Here is a 17,680-nt window from a genome sequence, read left to right as displayed (position 1 = left end):
AGTCGCAGTAAGGACGGAACTCAAGTCGTGTCACAGTTGAAGAAGGTACTCATCGCCAACCGCGGTGAAATTGCCGTCCGCGTCATCCGCGCGGCCAAAGACGCCGGCATCGCGTCTGTGTCCGTCTACGCCGACGCGGACGCGGACGCTCCTTTTGTTGCAATGGCCGACGAGGCTTTCGCCATCGGGGGCGCTACCGCCGCCGAGTCCTACCTTGACATGGACAAGATCCTCAAGGCCGCCGCGGACTCCGGCGCGGACTCCGTTCACCCGGGCTACGGCTTCCTGTCTGAGAACGCCGAGTTCGCCCGCCGCGTCATCGACGCCGGTCTGACGTGGATCGGCCCCTCCCCAGAGGCGATCGCTGCCTTGGGTGACAAGGTCACCGCCCGCCACATCGCCCAGGCCGCCGACGCTCCCATGGCGCCGGGCACCAAGGACCCCGTCGCCGACGCGGACGAGGTGCTCGCGTTCGCCGACGAGCACGGCCTGCCGGTAGCCATCAAGGCCGCATTCGGCGGCGGCGGGCGCGGCATGAAAGTCGCCTACACCCGCGAGGAAATCCCCGAGCTGTTCGCCTCCGCGACACGCGAAGCCGTCGCCGCCTTCGGCCGCGGCGAGTGCTTCGTGGAGCGTTACCTGGACAAAGCGCGCCACGTCGAGGCACAGGTCCTGGCAGACCAGCACGGCAATGTGGTGGTCGTCGGCACGCGCGATTGCTCCTTGCAACGCCGCTTCCAAAAGCTTGTCGAGGAGGCCCCGGCGCCGTTTCTGACCGATGAGCAACGCGAGCGCATCCACTCCTCCGCCAAGGCGATCTGCCGCGAGGTCGGTTACTACGGCGCCGGCACCGTCGAGTACCTCGTGGGCGCCGACGGACTGATCTCGTTCCTGGAGGTCAACACGCGTCTGCAGGTCGAGCACCCCGTCACCGAGGTCACCGCCGGCATCGACTTAGTCCGCGAGCAGTTCCGCATCGCGCAGGGCGAAAAGCTGCGCCTTGTCAGCGACCCCACCCCGCGCGGCCACGCGATCGAGTTCCGCATCAACGGCGAGGACCCGGCGGCGAACTTCATGCCGGCACCGGGCACCATTAGCGAATACGCCGAGCCGTCCGGCCCGGGCGTGCGCGTCGACTCAGGCGTGCGCGCCGGCTCCGTCGTCGGCGGCCAGTTCGACTCGATGCTGGCCAAGCTGATCGTCTCCGGCGAAACCCGCGACGAGGCCATTCAGCGCGCCAAACGCGCGCTGAATGAGTACACGGTCTCGGGCCTTCCCACCGTCATCCCCTTCCACAAGGCAGTGCTTGACGACGCCGCATTCACCGGCGACGGTGAGTCCTTCGACGTCTACACCCGCTGGATCGAGGAGGAGTGGGACAACCAGATCCCGCCGTACGTGGACTCCGACGAGGACGCCGGTGCCGAGGGCGCCGAGCCCAGCGAGCCCAAGCGCACCTTCTCGGTGGAGGTCAACGGCCGCCGCATCGAGGTCGCGCTGCCCCACTCCCTGATTCTCGGCGCAGGCCCGCGCCGCAAGCCGAAGAAGCGCCGCGCCTCCGGCACCAAGGTTGCCGCCTCCGGCGACGCGGTCGCGGCACCCATGCAGGGCACCGTGATCAAGGTCAACGTCTCAGAGGGAGACGAGGTCGCCGAGGGCGACGTCGTGCTCATCCTGGAGGCGATGAAGATGGAAAACCCCGTCAAGGCGCACAAGGCCGGTACCGTCACCGGCTTGGCCGCAGTCGAGGGCGGCCAAGTGAACAAGGGTGCCGTGCTGATGGAGCTGAAGTAGTCCCTAAAGTTGGGCTCATGGAGTTCACACTGCGCCCGGCACGCGAATCGGACCGCACCTACATTCAGCGCCTGAACTACCTCACTGAGGTGTTCGGCGACGAGTCAGCTCCACTCAGCGAGTCCTCGCTGCGCGGCGTTAACGAGTACGTCGACCAGTGGGACCCTTTGCGCGACGGCGGGGTCATCGCGTTCGACCCCTACCGCACCCCGGCCGGCGGGGTCTGGTTGCGGCACTGGGCCTCGCCCGAGCAGGGCTTCGCCAACCTCTGCCCCGACGTCCCCGAGCTGGCAATCGCCGTGGAAAACCGCTTTGCGGGCCACGCACTGGGCACCCGCTGCTTCGGGCCGCTTGCGACCTCGCCCGGTCCCAGGGGGCGCGGCGCCTCGCCCTGTTCGTCGACCCGGACAACCCCAGGGCGCGGCACCGCTACGAAACTTTCGGGTTTGACAACACCGCCGCCGACAACGTGATGGCGCTCGAGCTCTAGCTGATCACCACCACGAGGTCTCCGCCTTCGACCTTCGTCGCCTTTGTCAGCGCGATGCGCTCGACCGTTCCGTCCTTGGGCGCGGAGATCGCGGCCTCCATCTTCATCGCCTCGATAGTGGCGACCTGGTCGCCTTCGGCGACCTCGTCGCCGACGTTGACGGTGACGTTGACAACGCCAGCGAACGGGGCCGCAACGTGGCCCGGGTTGGAGCCATCGGCCTTCTCCACCTCGGCGACGGAAGATTCCGCGGACTCGTCGCGCACGCGCAGGGGGCGGACCTGGCCGTTGACGGTGACAATGACCTGGCGCATGCCCTTGTCGTCGACGTCGCCGATCGCCTCGAGTCGCACGACCAACGGGGTCTTCTCTTCGGCGACCTCGCCGTAGTAGATGAGGTTTTCCTCGCCCTCGACCAGCCCGTAGAAGAACGCCTTGTCCGAGAGCTGGTCGGTGATGCCGTAGGCGCGGCGGTGCTCGAGGAATTCCTCGTACTGCTTGGGAAAGAGCAGCTGGTCCAGCGCCTGGCGCCGCAGCTTCTCGTCCCCGGACTCCAATGCCTGGGCCGCCTCGGCGGGAACCTCGACGGTGCGGTTGACCACGGCGCGATCCTCAAGCGCCTTGTCGCGCAGCAACGGCCAACCGCCGGGCGGGGTGCCCAACTCACCCTGGAGGAATCCGATGACGGACTCGGGGATGTCGAACTTGCGGGGATTTTCCGCGAACACGTAAGGGTCAACGCCCGCGCCCACGAGGTGCAACGCGAGATCACCGACCACCTTCGACGAGGGCGTCACCTTGGTCGGGCGCCCGAGGATGTCGTTGACCGCGGCGTAGGTGTCCTCGATCAGCTCGAAGCGCTCACCCAGGCCCAGAGCGTTGGCCTGGGTGCGCAAGTTGGACAACTGGCCGCCGGGAATCTCGTGCTTGTACACGCGGCCGGTCGGGCCGGGAATGCCGGATTCAAACGGCGCGTAGACCTGCCGCACGGCCTCCCAGTAGGGCTCCATGTCGGAGACGGCCTCGAGCGAGAGTCCCGTGTCGCGCTCGGTGTTGGCAAACGCCGCGACCAGCGCGGACATCGACGGCTGCGAGGTGGTGCCGGCCAGCGGCGCGGAAGCGACGTCGACCACATCGGCGCCCGCGGCGGCCGCCGCGAGGTAGGTTGCCAGCTGCCCTCCCGCCGTATCGTGCGTGTGCACATGGATGGGCAGGTCGAAGCGATCGCGCAGCGCGCCGACCAGGCGGGTCGCAGCAGCCGGGCGCATCAGCCCCGCCATGTCCTTGATCGCCAGCACATGTGCCCCGGTGCCCGCGATCTCCTCGGCGAGGCGCAGGTAGTAGTCGAGGGTGTAGAGGTCCTCGGCCGGGTCGAGCAGGTTGCCGGAGTACGCCATCGCCACCTCGGCGACGGTGGTGTTCGTCTCCAGCACGGCGTCGATGGCCGGGCGCATCTGGGAGACGTCGTTAAGCGCGTCGAAGATGCGGAAGATGTCGATGCCGCTGCGGGCGGCCTCGGCGACAAACGCCTTGGTCACGCTGTCGGGGTACGGGGTGTAGCCCACTGTGTTGCGCCCGCGCAGCAGCATCTGCAGGTTGACATTCGGCAGCGCCTCGCGCATCTCGTCGAGGCGCATCCACGGCGACTCGTGCAGGAAGCGCATGGCGACGTCGTATGTCGCCCCGCCCCACGCTTCCACCGAGGTCAGCTGCGGGGTGAGGTAGCCGACGTGCTTTGCGGCGGCGACGAGCGTGTTGGTGCGGATGCGCGTCGCCAGCAGCGACTGGTGCGCATCGCGGAAGGTCGTCTCGGTGACGCCGAGCGCGGTCTGCCCGCGAAGTTTCTGCGCCCATTTTTCGGGGCCGAGCTCCAGCAAGTCGTCGCGCGAGCCGCGCGGCAGGTCGCCGTAGTTGAGCTCGGGCAGCTTCTTCGACGGTGCGATGTTCGTCGGCCGCGGGCCGTTGGGCTGGTTGACGGTGACGTGGCCGACGTAGTCGAGGATGCGGCCGATCTCGTCCGCCGCCGCCGGCGCCTCGAGCAGCTCCGGGTGCTCGGCGATAAATCCGGTGTTGATGCGCTTGAAGCGGAAGTCGGGATGCGATAGGAGCTGGCGCAGAAACGCGATATTGGTGGAGACCCCGGTGACGCTGAACTCGTTGAGCGCGCGCAGCGAGCGGTCCACGGCGATCTGGAAGTCCTTGCCGCGGCAGGTCATCTTCACCAGCAAGGAATCGAAGTTGGGGGTAATTTCGGTGCCGACGGCGACGGAGCCGTCGAGACGCACGCCCGCACCGCCCGGCGAACGGTACCCGGTGATCAGGCCGGAGTCCGGGCGGAAGCCGTTGGCGGGGTCCTCGGTGGTGATGCGGCACTGCAGCGCGGCACCGGTGAGCTGCACGCTTTCCTGGTTCAGGCCGAGGTCGTCGAGGGTGGCGCCGGCGGCGATGTAGAGCTGCGAGCGCACGATGTCGACGCCAGTGACCTCCTCCGTCACCGTGTGCTCGACCTGGACGCGCGGGTTCATTTCGATGAAGACGTGGTTGCCGTTTTCGTCGACGAGGAACTCGACCGTGCCCGCACCCGCGTAGTTGATCTCCTCACAGAAGCGCACCGCGTCCGCGCAAATCCGTTCGCGTTGCTCCCGTGTGATGTGCTGCGCCGGGGCAATCTCCACAACTTTCTGGTGGCGGCGCTGCAGGGAGCAGTCACGCTCGAAGAGGTGAATGACGTTGCCCTGGCCGTCGGCAAGGATCTGCACCTCAATGTGCTGCGGGTTGATCACCGCGCGCTCGACGTAGACCCGGGGGTCGCCGAACGCTGCCTCCGCCTCGCGCGACGCTTCCGCCGCGAGCTTCTCGACGTCTACCTGACGCTCCACGAACCTCATCCCGCGCCCACCACCGCCCGCGACGGCCTTAACAAAGACGGGGAACTCGAACTCCTTGGCAAACTCCGCGATCTGCGCCGGGTCATCCGAGGGCTCGGAGTCTTTCAGCGTGGGCAGCCCTGCGCGCTCCGCGGCCTGGACGGCGGCAGCCTTGTCACCCGTCAGATCCAGCGTTTCCGGGCTGGGGCCGATGAAGGTGATCCCGTTCTCCGCGCACTCACGGGCGAGCTCAGCGCGCTCGGACAGAAAGCCGTAGCCGGGGTACACAGCGTCCGCGCCCGTCTTCTTCGCGGCCGCAATGATCTCGTCGATGTCCAGGTAGGCGCGAACCGGCTGGCCTTCGACGCCGATCTGCACGGCCTCGTCCGCAAACGGGCGGTGGAAGGAGTTACGATCCTCGCGCGGGTAGACCGCGACCGTTTTGGCCCCGGTCTCGAACGCTGCACGAAACGCCCTCACGGCGATCTCACCCCGATTGGCAACGAGGACTTTGTCAAAGTGCGGAAGCGTGCGAGCCATGGTGGTGGTCCTTTCCCGAGCGGGTGTGGGGTCATGCTAAAGCTGATTCTAACCCCCAAAGAAGGCACACGAGCGGGCTTGAATTTCGCTCTGTGTGGGGGCTTCTGTGATTGTGGGCGCTGGTGGGGGCCAGTGACAGAAGTTGTACCGGCGCCGAAAACGACCTGGGAAAATGACAAAAGTTGCACCAGCGGTGCAACTTTTGTCACTCAACCCGTCGGCTAGCGCACGTGGCGCTCGTCCGGGCCGTTGTACGCGGCCAGCGGGCGGATGATCGTCGGGTTTTCGTACTGCTCGATGATGTGAGCGGTCCAGCCGGTGATGCGGGCCATGACAAACAGCGGGGTAAAAAACTCGATGTCGAAACCGAGGATGTGATAGGCCGGGCCGGCCGGGAAGTCCAGGTTCGGCATGATGTGGATCGAGGTGTTGTCGTACATCGTCTTTGCCATGATGTCGTAGATCTCGACCCACTTCTGCGAGTCCTTCTCCGGGTGCTCGGAGGCGAGCTTCTTGAAGGCGGCCTCCATCGTCGGCACGCGCGAGTCCCCCTTCTTGTACACGCGGTGGCCGAACCCCATGACCAGCTCCTTGTTCTTGAGCTTGTCCAGGGTCCACTCCTCGGCCTTGGCCGGGTCGTCGATCTCGACGAAGTTGTGCATCACAAACTCGTTGGCGCCGCCGTGCAGCGGGCCCTTCAACGCACCGATCGCACCGGTCACAGCGGACCAGGTGTCCGAGTTGGTGGATGTGATCACGCGGGCGGCGAACGTCGAGGCGTTGAACGAGTGCTCGGCGTAGAGGATCATCGACTTCTCAAACGCCTCGATGTCGGATGGGATCGTCGCCGGCGAACCTTCGCCGTCGCCGAAGACCATCCAGAGGAAGTTCTCGGCGTAGCCCTTTGCGGGGTCCGGCTCAATGTAGCCCTCCCCGCGGCGGCGGCGGATGTCGAGCGCGACGATGGTGGGCAGCTTCGTCAAAAGCGTCAGCGCGATGTCGCGGATGTGGTCGGTGTCCTGGGTGAACTTGTGCGGATCGCGCGTGCCCAAAAACGACACTGCCGTGCGCAGCACATCCATCGGGTGGCAGTCCTGCGGCATTGATTCGATGACCTTGATCAGGTCGTCGTCGAGGCCGCGGCGGGCGCGTGCCTTGGCGTAGAACTCGTCGAGCCCCTCACCGGTGGGCAGCTCGCCGTTCCACAAAAGTAGGGCAACCTCTTCGAAGCTGACGTTGTCGGCGAGTTCCTGAACGGGGTAGCCACGGTAGAGCAGCGAGTTGGTTTCAGGGTTGACTTTGGAGATTGCGGTGTAGTCAGCGACAACGCCGTAGAGACCCTTGCGCACTTCTTGCTCGGTCATGGTGCTGCTCCTTTTTACTTCTCAAACGTCGGGCGGTAGGTATCCGCCGAGTAGGTGAACACGGACTGGTCGAACTGGTTGTACTCGTCGTAGCGCACGAGCTCGTAGAGCCGTGAGCGGTGCTGCATGCGATCGAGCCACCCTTCCTGGGTGCCGGTCTCTTTGATCTCGCGCAGCATCGCCTCGGTCTGCCCCATCGCGGTGCGGAAGGTGGTGACCGGCCAGATCACCGCGTTGTAGCCGATTTCTTCGAGCTTGCCGGCGGGGATGAGCTCGGTCTTGCCGAACTCGGTCATGTTGGCCAAAAGCGGTACGTCGAGCGCGGCGCGGAACTTCTCAAAGTCGGCCACGGAGTAGAGCGCCTCAGTGAAGATGAGGTCGGCACCGGCGTCGGCGTAGGCCTTGGCACGCTCGATGGCGGAGTCGATGCCCTCGATCCCGGCGGCGTCGGTACGCGCGCAGATGACGAAGGCATCGTCTTGGCGCTCGCGCACCGCGGCTGTGATGCGGCGCAGCATCAGGTCGCGGGGCACGACCTCCTTGCCGTCGAGGTGGCCGCAGCGCTTCGGGTTGACCTGGTCTTCGAGGTGCAGCGCGGACACGCCGGCTGCCTCGAACTCCGCGACGGTGCGGGCGGCGCTCATCGGTTCGCCGAAGCCGGTGTCGGCGTCGACAAGCACGGGCAGGTTGGTCACGCGCGCGATCTGGCACGAGCGGTTGGCCACCTCGGTCAATGTGGTCAGACCGATGTCCGGCAGGCCCAGGTCGTTGGCCACGACCGCGCCGGAGACGTAGACGCCCTCGAAGCCGCCGATGTCCTCGATCAAGCGGGCCACCAGCGGCGAGAACGCGCCGGGCAGCTTCGTGATCGTGGGTGAAGTCAGCGACCCGCGCAGCGCTTGACGACGCTCGTGCGGCGTTTTCTCTGGCGCGAACATTAGAAGATGCCTGCCGGGGTCTCGGGCGCCTTCGCGGCAGCCTCTTCGGTGACGCGGACGTTGAGCTCGGTGAGGTCGGTGAGGTTTTCCAGGTCCTGGACTGCCGCGAGGAAGCGCTCCTGCTCTTCCTCGGAGACGATCCCGGCGGCCAGGGTGCGGAACTTGGCGATGTAGTCCTCGCGACCGAAGGGGCGCGCACCGAGCGGGTGCGCATCGGCGACAGCGATCTCGTCCTGGATCACAGAACCGTCGGTGAACGTGATCACTGCCTTGGCGCCGAAGGCCTTCTCGTTCGGGTCGGTGGAGTGGTAGCGACGGGTCCACTCCGGGTCCTCGACGGTGGAAACCTTGTGCCACAGCTCCACCGTTTCCGGCCGGCCCGCGCGCTGCGGGGTGTAGGAATCGACGTGGTGCCAGGTGCCGTCCTCGAGCGCGACGGCGAACATGTACATGATCGAGTGGTCCAGCGTCTCCCGCGAGGCGGTTGGGTCCATCTTCTGCGGGTCGTTCGCGCCCGTGCCGATGACGTAGTGGGTGTGGTGCGAGGTGTGCAGCACGATGGACTCGATGTCCGCAGTGGTCTTGCCGGCCTCCGCGATGGCCGCCTTCATGCGGCGCGCAAGGTCGATCGGGGCCTGCGCCTGGTACTCCGCGGAGTGCTCCTTGGTGTAGGTGTCCAAGATCGCGCGCTTGGCTTCGCCGTCGGCGGGCAGCGGCACGATGTAGGTGCGCTCCGGTGAGTGCAGCAGCCAGGCGATCACGCCGTCTTCGCCCTCCCAGATCGGGGCGGGTGCGCCTTCGCCGCGCATCGCGCGGTCGACAGCTTCGATAGCCATCTTGCCGGCGAACGCCGGGGCGGAGGCCTTCCAGGAAGAGATCAGGCCCTTGCGCGACTGGCGTGTCGCGGTGGTGGTGTGCAGCGCCTGGCCGACGGCCTGGTAGATGGTGTCCACGTCGAGGCCGAGCATGGTGCCGATGCCGGCGGCGACCGAGGGGCCGAGGTGCGCGACGTGGTCGATCTTGAACTCGTGCAGGGAGATTCCCTTGACCAGGTTGACCTGGATCTCGTATCCGGTGGCGATGCCGCGGATCAGGGCCTTGCCGTCGAGGCCCTTATGCTGGGCGACGGCGAGGATCGGCGGGATGTTGTCGCCGGGGTGGGAGTATTCGGCGGCGAGGAAGGTGTCGTGGAAGTCGAGCTCGCGCACTGCGGTGCCGTTGGCGAATGCGACCCACTCTGCGGAGTAGTTGCCGTCGACGCCGAACAGCGGCGCACCGCCCTCGCTGACGGGGTGGGCCTGGGCCATCACGCGGGCCGAGGTGACGGGGCGTCGCGCGAAGGAGGCCACGGCGACGGAGGCGTTGTCAATGATCCTGTTGATGATCATTTCCTTGGTGTTCTCGGGGACCTCGACCGGATCGGCAGCGACCTTGGCCACCTTGTATGCCAGGTGCTCCTCGATCGGGAACTCCTCTGCGGAACGGCGTGTGCGTACTTCGTGGTTGATCATGGCAGTGCGTTACTCCTTGAGTCACTCAAGATTGAATGGTTCACCTCATAGTAGGAGAACGATTGTGACCGCCGCCATGATCAAAAGTGTGAAAGTTTGCATGTTAAACCCCCTTAGTATGTAAAGTTTGTAAAAATGCAGTTCACGGCAGAGGAAGGCGGGTGCGCACGGTGGGCAAGCTCTACGCGGGGGGACGGATTCGGACGGTGCGCCGGGACAACGACCTCACCCAGATGGACATGGCGCAGCGCCTCGGCATCTCCACCAGCTACCTCAACCAGCTGGAGAACAACCAGCGCCCCTTGACCGTGTCCGTGCTCGTCGAGCTCTCCCGCGCCTTCGGCCTCGACCCGGCCTATTTCTCCGGCGACGACGAGCGTCGCACCCTCACCGAACTCTCCGGCCTCCTGCCCGGTGTCGCCCCGGGGGTGCTGCGCGACATGGCCGCCCGCTACCCCGCTGTCGCCGAAGCCATCGTGTCCATCCCCTCGAACCTCCACGTCGGAGCCGCGAACCCCTACTCCGCCGTGCGCACATTCTTCCAGGACAACCGCAACCACTTCGCAGACCTCGATCGGGCCGCGGAGGAGCTCGCCGCCGCCGCCCGCGGACGTCAGGCGCGGTTGACCAGTCTCACCGCGGCCTTCGACAAGAACCTCGGTGTCAGCGTCCGCTTCAACCAGGACGTCGGCGGCCCCCGCTCCGTCTACGACGTTCCCGCCCGCGAGCTACGGTTGCGATCCGGCCTCACGGAAGCTCAGCAGTGCTTCGAAATGGCGTACCATTACGGTTTGAATACCCTCGCCCCGCTTATCGACGCTCACGTGGCCGCGCACCCGGACACCCGCGGGGACAACTCCCCCTCCGGCCGCATCGCCCGGCACGGACTCGCGCAGTATTTCGCGGCCGCGGTGACTATGCCGTACACGGAAATTCTCCACGCGGCGGAAAGCACCCGCTACGACATCGAGGTGATCTCGTCGCGCTTCGGCACCAGTTTCGAATCCACCTGCCAGCGCCTGGGAACGCTCCAGCGCCCCGGCGCTGCGGCGGTGCCGTTCTTCTTTATCCGGACCGACCGGGCGGGCAACATCTCCAAACGCCAGTCCACCACCTCGTTCCCCTTCGCCGTCACGGGCGGGACGTGCCCGTTGTGGGTGGTCCACCGCGCCTTTGATACCCCTAATCGGGTAACGCGCCAGGTGTCCGTAATGCCGGACGGGAGCCGCTACCTGTGGGTGGCGCGGATGGTGCAGGGCCCGACCGCGGGGTTCGGAGCACCCCGGCAGGAGAACGCCGTCGCGCTGGGATGCGACATCGCGCACGCGGAAAAGCTCGTCTACGCGGACGGGCTCGATCTGAGTCTGGGCTCCGCCACCCCGATCGGCCCGGGCTGCGAAACCTGCCCGCGCACGACCTGCCCGCAGCGCGCGTTTCCCAAGCTTGAGGCGCCGCGGGGAACTGCCGGCTAGTCCAGATCGGTGGAGGTAACCAGGCGACGCGCGGCTTCGGTGATCGAGCCGGACAGCGAGGGGTAGACCGCCATGGATTCGGCGAGCTGAGCGACGCTCAAGTTGTTGGTCACCGCGATGGTGAGCGAGAGAATCAGCTCGGACGCAGTCGGCGCGACGATGACCCCGCCGAGCACCTGGCCGGAGCCCTTGCGGGAGAAGATCTTGACAAAGCCGTGCTGCAGGGAGCGCATCTTGGCGCGCGGGTTGGTCTCCAGATCCAGCTTGATCACGTCGGCGTCGACTTCGCCGTTCGTGATCTGCTGCTCAGTCACGCCGACCGCCGCGATCTCCGGGCGGGTGAACACGGCGTTGCCCACCGTCTTCAAGCGCAGTGGCTCAACGCCCTCGCCGAGCGCGTGGTGCATTGCGATGCGCCCCTGCATCGCGGCGACGGAGGCCAGCGGCATCAGGTCGGAGCAGTCACCCGCCGCGTAGATACCCGCGACGTTTGTGCGCGAGACGCGGTCGACGTGGATGTGGCCCGACGGTGTCATGGCCACACCGTTGGCTTCCAGGCCGAGATCCTTGGTGTTGGGGATCGAACCGATGGACATGATGCAATGGGATCCGGTGATTTCGCGGCCGTCCTTGGTGGTGACCACCACGCTGTCGCCGGCATTGACCACGCTGTCGGCGTAGGCGTCCTTGACCACCTCAACACCGCGTCCCGCCAGGACCGTCTCCAGCACGTCCGCGGCATCGGCGTCGTCGTGCGGCAGGATGCGGCTGCCGGAGGACACCATGGTCACCTTCACACCGAGCTCGGCGAACGCCGAGACGAACTCCGCACCTGTCACGCCCGAACCGACCACGATGAGGTGCTCCGGCTGCTCAATGAGGTCGTAGACCTGGCGCCAGTTCAAGATGCGCTTGCCGTCGGGTTCGGCACCCTTGATCACGCGCGGGGAGGCTCCGGTGCACACCAGCACCATGTCGGTATCGACGCGCTCGAAAGTGCCATCCGGGTAGGTCACCTTCACGCTGTGGGTGGTGTGGCCGGTCTGTTCCGAGGACAGGGCGCCGTGGCCACGGATGATTTTCACCCCGGCGCGCTCAAGCTGGGTCCTGACGTCGCGAGCCTGTTCGGACGCCAGCGCCACCACGCGGTTGTTCAACGCGGTGATCATCAAGCTCGCCTCGCCGAGGCCGTGGTTCAAGCCCATGTCGTCGGCACGACGCAAGTCGGTCTTGATGTTCGACGCCGCGATGAATCCCTTGGAGGGCACCACGTCGAGGTTGATCGCAGAACCGCCAATGCCGCGATTTTCGATCAAAGTGATATCCGCACCGTACTTCGAGCCGGCCAGCGCCGCCTCGTAACCCGCTGGGCCACCACCGATGATGACGATCTTCTTGGACACCTGGTTTTCCTCCGTGATGGGCTCGACATGAAACTGCCGGTCGCGTTAGACCGACGCAAGTCTACAGTCACTCAGCGTCGCTAGCGACAGCAGCGAAGTACTTCTCCACCACCGCACCGAACAGACGCACCCCGACGGCAATCGACTTTTCGTCCACGTTGAGATCGCCCTGGTGCAGGTCCTGCTTGTCACCCTTGCCATCCCACGCACCGAGGCGGACCATGGCGCCGGGGACGTGCTCGAGGTACCAGGAGAAATCCTCCCCGCCGGAGGACTGCGGCGTGGCCACCACGGCGTGCGGGTCGACGGAGCGGCCGGCTTCGACAGCCAGGGCGGTCGCGACGTCGTCGTTAAGCACGGGCGGTACGCCGCGCGTGTAGTTGAGCTCGAACTCGCAGCCGGTCGGGGCAATGATCTGGGCGATGAGCTCGCTGCTGAGCTCCTCGATCGCGCGCCACGTGGCGATGTCGGAGGTGCGGATCGTGCCTTTTAGCCGCGCGGATTTGGGAATCGCGTTGTGGGCCCCTCCCGCTTCCACCGCGCCGAACACCGCCACGGTGCCTGTGCGCGGGTCCACCCGGCGCGACAGCAGCGCGGGCAGCTGGGTGATCACCGCACCGGCGGCGTAGACGACATCCGCGGTGACCTGCGGGCGGGAGGTATGCCCGCCGGGGCCGGTGATTTCGAGCTCGAGGACATCGGCGGCCGAGGTGATCGCCCCGGTGCGCACCCCGATCTGTCCGACCCGCAGCGAGGGCTCCACGTGCAGGGCGTAGATCGCGGAAACGTTTTGCAGCCCGCCCCAGCGGATCACGTCCACCGCGCCGCCGCCCATCACCTCCTCCGCTGGCTGGAAGATGATCCGGACGCCGTAGTCCAGGTCCAGCTCCGCGAGAGCACAGGCGAGCGCCATACAGATGGTGGCGTGCACATCGTGCCCGCAGGCATGGGACACCCCCGGGGTGCCCGAGGCGAACTCGAGGCCGGAGATCTCAGCCACGCTGAGCGCGTCGATGTCCGCGCGGAAGGCGAGGCGGTCGCCGTCACCGGGCCCGAGGTCGACGTAGAGCCCAGTGCCGGGAAAGGGCACGGGATTTAACCCGTGCTCGCTCAGCACTTCCGAGATAAATGCGGTGGTGGCGACTTCCTCGTGGGACAGTTCGGGGTGGGCGTGGATGTGTCGGCGCCACTGCGTCACGGTGTCCTCGTTGGCGCGTACCCACTCGCCAACGGCGGCGGCGATGCCGGATCCTCTGCCCACGTGCGTGTCCTCCTGCTTGTAGCCCGGAAATCTTTTCTCTGGGCTGAGTCTAGCAACTAGACCAAGCGGTTCATCGCGCGGTGCTGCTCGAAGCGCGGCGGGTACGTGGCCGGGCCGCTGACAAGGTACGTCGCGTGGAAGCGAGCGGTGTCCTCCGGCGCGGTGGGCCACACCGCGCACACCTGCATGACGGCCGCGGCGTCTTCGGCGCAGCGCGCCTTGACAACGGAATCCGACGCCGGGAGCAGCGCCACCGGGGGAACGTGCAGCGCATGCGCAATGCGGTAGACCGTCGACAGCGTCGGGTCCGCCGAACGCGCCGTGTTGTACTGGTTGCGCTCGAGGTTGGATATCAGGCTGCGCGAAACTCCCGCCAACTCCGCCAGTCGCCGCTGGCTCAACCCCCTCATCTCGCGCAGCGCGCGCAGGCGCTCTGCCAGCACAAAACCATAGCTTGCCCAGTTGGATTGCGGCATGATGTCCGCCATAACAGCCCCCCGCTGTCCATATCCCCCAATACGACGGGGCCCAAGCCTACTACAGGAAAATGTTGCGCGGGCCGTACAGGCGGTCGCCCGCATCGCCCAGGCCGGGCACGATGTAGGCATCGGAGTTGAGTTCCGGGTCAATCGCGGCGGTGACGAGCCGGACGTCGGGGCTGTGGGCAGCGAGCTTATCGACGCCCTGCCGCGCCGAAACGATGCAGATACAGGTGATGTCGTCCGCGCCGCGTCCTTTGAGCAGATCCAGCGCGTAGATCAGCGAGCCACCGGTGGCCAGCATGGGGTCGACGACGAACACCGGCTGCGCGGAGAGGTCCTCAGGCAGCGCCTCGAGGTACGGCACCGGCTCGTGGGTGGTCTCGTCGCGTGCCAGGCCGATGAAGCCGACCTGGGCGTCGGGGATCATCGACAGCGCCGGGTCGATCATCCCGAGGCCGGCGCGGATGATCGGCACAATGATCGGCGGCTTGGCCAGCCGGATGCCATCCGCCTCGCCGACGGGGGTGCGGCAGGAGAATTTTTCCACCTCGAGCGCGCGTGACGCCTCGTAGATGAGCATCGCGCCCAGGTCCGCGAGCGCGGCCCGAAACGCCGCGTTGTCGCTGCGTTCGTCGCGCATGATGGTCAGGCGCGAGGCGGCCAGGGGGTGATCGACGACGGTGATGTCCATGGGGCCCATGCTAGTTGCCAATTTTGGCCCTGAGGGAACCTGGTGGTCGGTGGAGCAGTCAAATAAGGCCATGAGAACTTTTGTCGTCGACGCTTCCGAGGTTGCGGCACTGACGTCGTCGCTGCGCACCGCGGCCGCCCAGATCACGGATATCCCGCCCGCCGCTGTGCCCGGATTCGGGCCGGCCGCTGATTTTCACGCCGCGCTCGCATCCGCGATCGGGCGCGTCAACGACCGCTGTAGCCAGCTACGCGCTGAGGCCCTGCGCCTCGCCGATGTCATGGATCTCACCGTGGATGCAACGACAAGCGTGGACGGGTCACTTGCCCGCGATCTCAAGGCGGTGCTGTAAATGATCTCGCCGCAGGAGGTCTTGCGCACCGTCGCCGAGTCCATTCCCCCGCAGTTCAACCCCGTGCGGGTCGCGGAGTTGCCGGGGTTGGACTCGGTCGTTGATCTCGCGCGGGTCGTGGGGGCAGATCCGTCCCGGTTGATCGACGCCGCCGAAAGCCTCGCCGCCCACCGCAGCGACATCGACAACTCCATGTCGGCAGCTGCCGCGCTGCTGACCCAGGCCGCCGCCGACATCACCGCGGTGGGTCAGCGCTACCTCGCCGAGGCGGCGACGCTCATCGCCCTGGCGCTGACACCGACCGGGCAGGTGTCCGCCGCGCTGCGGCTAGCCGAGCTCGCACAACGCGCGTTCGACGAGATCAACGAGCGCCTAATCCAACTCGAGCGCGACCTTGATCCCCACACCAAGCTCATGACCGGCATCGCCACCTCCGTACTCGCCGAGGAGCCGCTGCAGGCAACTCCCGACGCCCAGCGCGCCACGGAAAAGCTGCGCGAGATCGCGCAGCCGGTTGCGATGGAGCAGGCCGCGGACACCACGGAGCACGTGCTGGCGGAGCCAGCCGGTGGCGCAGGCGAGGCGACCGAGGGCAGTGCCGTGGGGCGCGCCGCGGTGGAAGCGGCGCGCAGTCAGCTCGGCACGCCGTACCAGTGGGGCGGGACCTCGCCCGGCGGATTCGACTGCTCCGGGCTGACGTCGTGGGCGTACCGGCAGGCCGGTGTGGAGCTGCCACGCATGGCGCACCAGCAGGCCGTCGGCGTGCAAGTCCCCTACGACCAGCTCCAACCAGGCGACCTGGCGGTGTGGGACGGGCACGTGGCCATGTACGCCGGCGACGGCATGTACATCGAGGCCGGCGACCCGGTGCAAATGAACCCGGTGCGAACACAGAACCTCGGCATGGAGTTCAAGGGCTTCTGGCGCCCGACGGGCTAGGGGTTGAGTAGAGTTTTCCACCATGAGCACCCGCGCGATTGTTCCGGTCACACTGTCACTCACCCAGGGCGATTTCTGCACCCTGTGGGCCCCGGCTTGGAAGGAAAACGGGACGCAGTGGCAGGCGTTTCTCGGCGATGAGACCTCGGTCCTCGTCTTCGCCTCCCCGGCCCACATGCTGGCCTTCCTTGACTCGGGCGCGCCGCACGACCTAACGGATCACCCGCAGTGGGCGCGGTTTAACTCCCAGGGCGACGACCGGGTCGTGCCCGAGGACAGAAACTTCTACGATATCGTCGGCGCCCCCGCTTATCTCGCCGGGCGGCCGAGCCACGAAAACGTCTCCAAGCTCGACAAAGTGTTCCGCATCTCGCGTTCTCTTGCCGATGTCACCGCCGCCGGTGAGGCCCAGATCTTCTTCGCCTCCCACTCCGTGCTGGGCAACGTTGCGCGCGGGTCGGAACACTACGCGGGCGAAAACGGGTTGAGCGAATGGTCCGGGGTCGGCCGGGCCGTGCTAGCGAACTGGGCGGACGTTGTCCACTCGCTCGACGCGAGCGTCCAGGTCGTCGATGAGGCGTCGTTGGGCGAAGGCGCCGTTTCCGCCGCGGAAGAGCGCATCGCCGCCGCCCAGAGCGCACGGGCAGCAGATGCCGAGCGGGAAAAGGAGGAGGCGCACAGGCGCGCCGCGAGCGCCGACCCTTACGACGACTCCGCGTGGTTTAACGCGGGCATTGACCCGGTGAAGATCACCATGCAGGGCACAAGCGTGTACACGTTGCGCACCTACCTCGGCACGGCGCCGGTGTTTTTGGGCAAGTACGGCGAGATTTTCACCTTCCCCTCCGGCAAGCACATGCTGCGGTGGATGGTGGAAAACGACGACCACGAGCTTGCCGGGGTGTCCACCTGGCCGGACCTGGTCAACCTCGCTAACGCGGGCGAGCTCGAGGTCACCGTTCACCCGGACAACGCGTATTCCTTCAACGGCCTTGCCGCCGACATTGAGAAGGGCCCTGACGCTGTCGACACCGCCCAGATGTCCAAGGCCTACGAGCTACTCGCCGACGCCGCCGACTGGGCGAAGGATGACTCTCTGAACTCCCTGCTGCTGGCCAACCCCCGCATGCAGGACTACCTCGCCTACATGCTCGGCTCCACCGAGGCCAGCGGCTACGTCCCCACCGCGCCTTTTTCAGACAAGGCGCAAACCTGGGCAGATATGGAAAACCAGCTGATCAAGCGCTTCTCCAAGTTCTAGGCCCCGCCGCGTAGACAACGCGTCCTATGATGGCGGGCTATGACTCCCGATCAGGTCGATCCGATCATTGAATCCATCTATCACTGGCTTGACTTAAGTGGCGTGCTCATCATGGGCACGATCGGCGGAACGATTGCTCGGCAGCGCGGCTACGACATCGTCGGCTTCCTGTTCATCGCGATGGTCTCGGCGCTCGGCGGGGGCATGCTTCGCGACGTCCTCATCAACGAGGGCACCGTCGCCGCGATGAGAGAACCCGCCTACCTGATCCTCGCGTTCACGGGTGCACTGATCGCGCGCTTTACCTACTTCAAG

The 17,680-nt window shown here is 66.4% G+C and carries 14 protein-coding genes and 1 pseudogene; 7 read left to right on the top strand and 8 right to left on the bottom strand.

The features are described from left to right. Positions 1–27 precede the first annotated feature (27 nt). Entirely contained in the window at positions 28–1,794 is a 1,767-nt protein-coding gene (locus HMPREF0298_RS02735) for an acetyl/propionyl/methylcrotonyl-CoA carboxylase subunit alpha (RefSeq protein ID WP_006839566.1), read from the top strand. Positions 1,795–1,951: 157 nt separating this feature from the next. Beyond that, complete coding sequence (locus HMPREF0298_RS02730) at positions 1,952–2,284, top strand: GNAT family N-acetyltransferase (protein ID WP_425358135.1); 333 nt, start codon at positions 1,952–1,954, stop codon at positions 2,282–2,284. On the opposite strand, the gene HMPREF0298_RS02725 is transcribed toward HMPREF0298_RS02730, so the two are convergent. The 4 genes from HMPREF0298_RS02725 to prpD form a co-directional block, all read right to left on the bottom strand. Then, positions 2,281–5,691 (bottom strand): pyruvate carboxylase, encoded by a 3,411-nt coding sequence (locus HMPREF0298_RS02725; protein WP_006839564.1) that lies wholly within the window; start codon positions 5,689–5,691, stop codon positions 2,281–2,283. The genes HMPREF0298_RS02730 and HMPREF0298_RS02725 overlap by 4 nt on opposite strands. Before the next feature lie 221 nt (positions 5,692–5,912). Then, positions 5,913–7,055, bottom strand: a complete 1,143-nt coding sequence (locus tag HMPREF0298_RS02720) for a bifunctional 2-methylcitrate synthase/citrate synthase (RefSeq protein ID WP_006839562.1) — start codon at positions 7,053–7,055, stop codon at positions 5,913–5,915. Positions 7,056–7,069: 14 nt separating this feature from the next. After that, positions 7,070–7,993: a methylisocitrate lyase gene (gene prpB, locus HMPREF0298_RS02715; protein WP_006839561.1), complete on the bottom strand. Its 924-nt coding sequence runs from the start codon at positions 7,991–7,993 to the stop codon at positions 7,070–7,072. Further along, complete coding sequence (gene prpD, locus HMPREF0298_RS02710) at positions 7,993–9,504, bottom strand: 2-methylcitrate dehydratase PrpD (protein WP_006839560.1); 1,512 nt, start codon at positions 9,502–9,504, stop codon at positions 7,993–7,995. The genes prpB and prpD overlap by 1 nt, the downstream gene beginning before the upstream one ends. 161 nt (positions 9,505–9,665) lie before the next feature. Between prpD and HMPREF0298_RS02705 the strand changes: the two genes are divergently transcribed. Further along, positions 9,666–10,976: a helix-turn-helix domain-containing protein gene (locus tag HMPREF0298_RS02705; RefSeq protein WP_006839559.1), complete on the top strand. Its 1,311-nt coding sequence runs from the start codon at positions 9,666–9,668 to the stop codon at positions 10,974–10,976. Here HMPREF0298_RS02705 and HMPREF0298_RS02700 read toward each other — a convergent pair. The 4 genes from HMPREF0298_RS02700 to upp all read right to left on the bottom strand — a co-directional run bounded on the left by HMPREF0298_RS02700 (position 10,973) and on the right by upp (position 14,813). Beyond that, on the bottom strand, positions 10,973–12,379 hold the full coding sequence (locus tag HMPREF0298_RS02700; protein ID WP_006839558.1) for an NAD(P)H-quinone dehydrogenase: 1,407 nt from the start codon (positions 12,377–12,379) through the stop codon (positions 10,973–10,975). The genes HMPREF0298_RS02705 and HMPREF0298_RS02700 overlap by 4 nt on opposite strands. A 67-nt stretch (positions 12,380–12,446) precedes the next feature. After that, on the bottom strand, positions 12,447–13,640 hold the full coding sequence (locus HMPREF0298_RS02695) for an amidohydrolase (RefSeq protein ID WP_006839557.1): 1,194 nt from the start codon (positions 13,638–13,640) through the stop codon (positions 12,447–12,449). Positions 13,641–13,696: 56 nt separating this feature from the next. Further along, positions 13,697–14,116: a helix-turn-helix domain-containing protein gene (locus HMPREF0298_RS02690; protein ID WP_245527430.1), complete on the bottom strand. Its 420-nt coding sequence runs from the start codon at positions 14,114–14,116 to the stop codon at positions 13,697–13,699. A 61-nt stretch (positions 14,117–14,177) separates the two neighbouring features. Continuing rightward, positions 14,178–14,813 (bottom strand): uracil phosphoribosyltransferase, encoded by a 636-nt coding sequence (upp, locus tag HMPREF0298_RS02685; RefSeq protein WP_083789499.1) that lies wholly within the window; start codon positions 14,811–14,813, stop codon positions 14,178–14,180. Between the two features lie 70 nt (positions 14,814–14,883). Here upp and fliE point away from each other — a divergent pair, with 70 nt between their 5' ends. The 4 genes and pseudogenes from fliE to HMPREF0298_RS12900 form a co-directional block, all read left to right on the top strand. Next, on the top strand, positions 14,884–15,165 hold the full coding sequence (gene fliE / locus HMPREF0298_RS02680; RefSeq protein ID WP_157464344.1) for a flagellar hook-basal body complex protein FliE: 282 nt from the start codon (positions 14,884–14,886) through the stop codon (positions 15,163–15,165). Continuing rightward, positions 15,166–16,104: a C40 family peptidase gene (locus HMPREF0298_RS12870; RefSeq protein ID WP_006839553.1), complete on the top strand. Its 939-nt coding sequence runs from the start codon at positions 15,166–15,168 to the stop codon at positions 16,102–16,104. A 22-nt stretch (positions 16,105–16,126) separates the two neighbouring features. Next, positions 16,127–17,365: a hypothetical protein gene (locus HMPREF0298_RS02670; RefSeq protein WP_006839552.1), complete on the top strand. Its 1,239-nt coding sequence runs from the start codon at positions 16,127–16,129 to the stop codon at positions 17,363–17,365. Positions 17,366–17,404: 39 nt separating this feature from the next. Beyond that, positions 17,405–17,608, top strand: a pseudogene (locus tag HMPREF0298_RS12900) (TRIC cation channel family protein); the annotation flags it as partial. Positions 17,609–17,680 lie beyond the last annotated feature (72 nt).

Source organism: Corynebacterium lipophiloflavum DSM 44291 (assembly GCF_000159635.1).
GTDB classification, from domain to species: domain Bacteria; phylum Actinomycetota; class Actinomycetes; order Mycobacteriales; family Mycobacteriaceae; genus Corynebacterium; species Corynebacterium lipophiloflavum.
Note: the sequence above shows the minus strand (reverse complement) of the source record. Positions and strands in the feature narration are given on the sequence as shown.

Coding starts and splice junctions, on each gene's coding strand:
- HMPREF0298_RS02725 (WP_006839564.1), bottom strand. CDS start 5,691: ATGGCTCGCACGCTTCCGCACTTTGACAAAGTCCTCGTTGCCAATCGG.
- HMPREF0298_RS02720 (WP_006839562.1), bottom strand. CDS start 7,055: ATGACCGAGCAAGAAGTGCGCAAGGGTCTCTACGGCGTTGTCGCTGAC.
- prpB (WP_006839561.1), bottom strand. CDS start 7,993: ATGTTCGCGCCAGAGAAAACGCCGCACGAGCGTCGTCAAGCGCTGCGC.
- prpD (WP_006839560.1), bottom strand. CDS start 9,504: ATGATCAACCACGAAGTACGCACACGCCGTTCCGCAGAGGAGTTCCCG.
- HMPREF0298_RS02690 (WP_245527430.1), bottom strand. CDS start 14,116: ATGCCGCAATCCAACTGGGCAAGCTATGGTTTTGTGCTGGCAGAGCGC.
- upp (WP_083789499.1), bottom strand. CDS start 14,813: ATGGACATCACCGTCGTCGATCACCCCCTGGCCGCCTCGCGCCTGACC.
- fliE (WP_157464344.1), top strand. CDS start 14,884: ATGAGAACTTTTGTCGTCGACGCTTCCGAGGTTGCGGCACTGACGTCG.
- HMPREF0298_RS12870 (WP_006839553.1), top strand. CDS start 15,166: ATGATCTCGCCGCAGGAGGTCTTGCGCACCGTCGCCGAGTCCATTCCC.
- HMPREF0298_RS02670 (WP_006839552.1), top strand. CDS start 16,127: ATGAGCACCCGCGCGATTGTTCCGGTCACACTGTCACTCACCCAGGGC.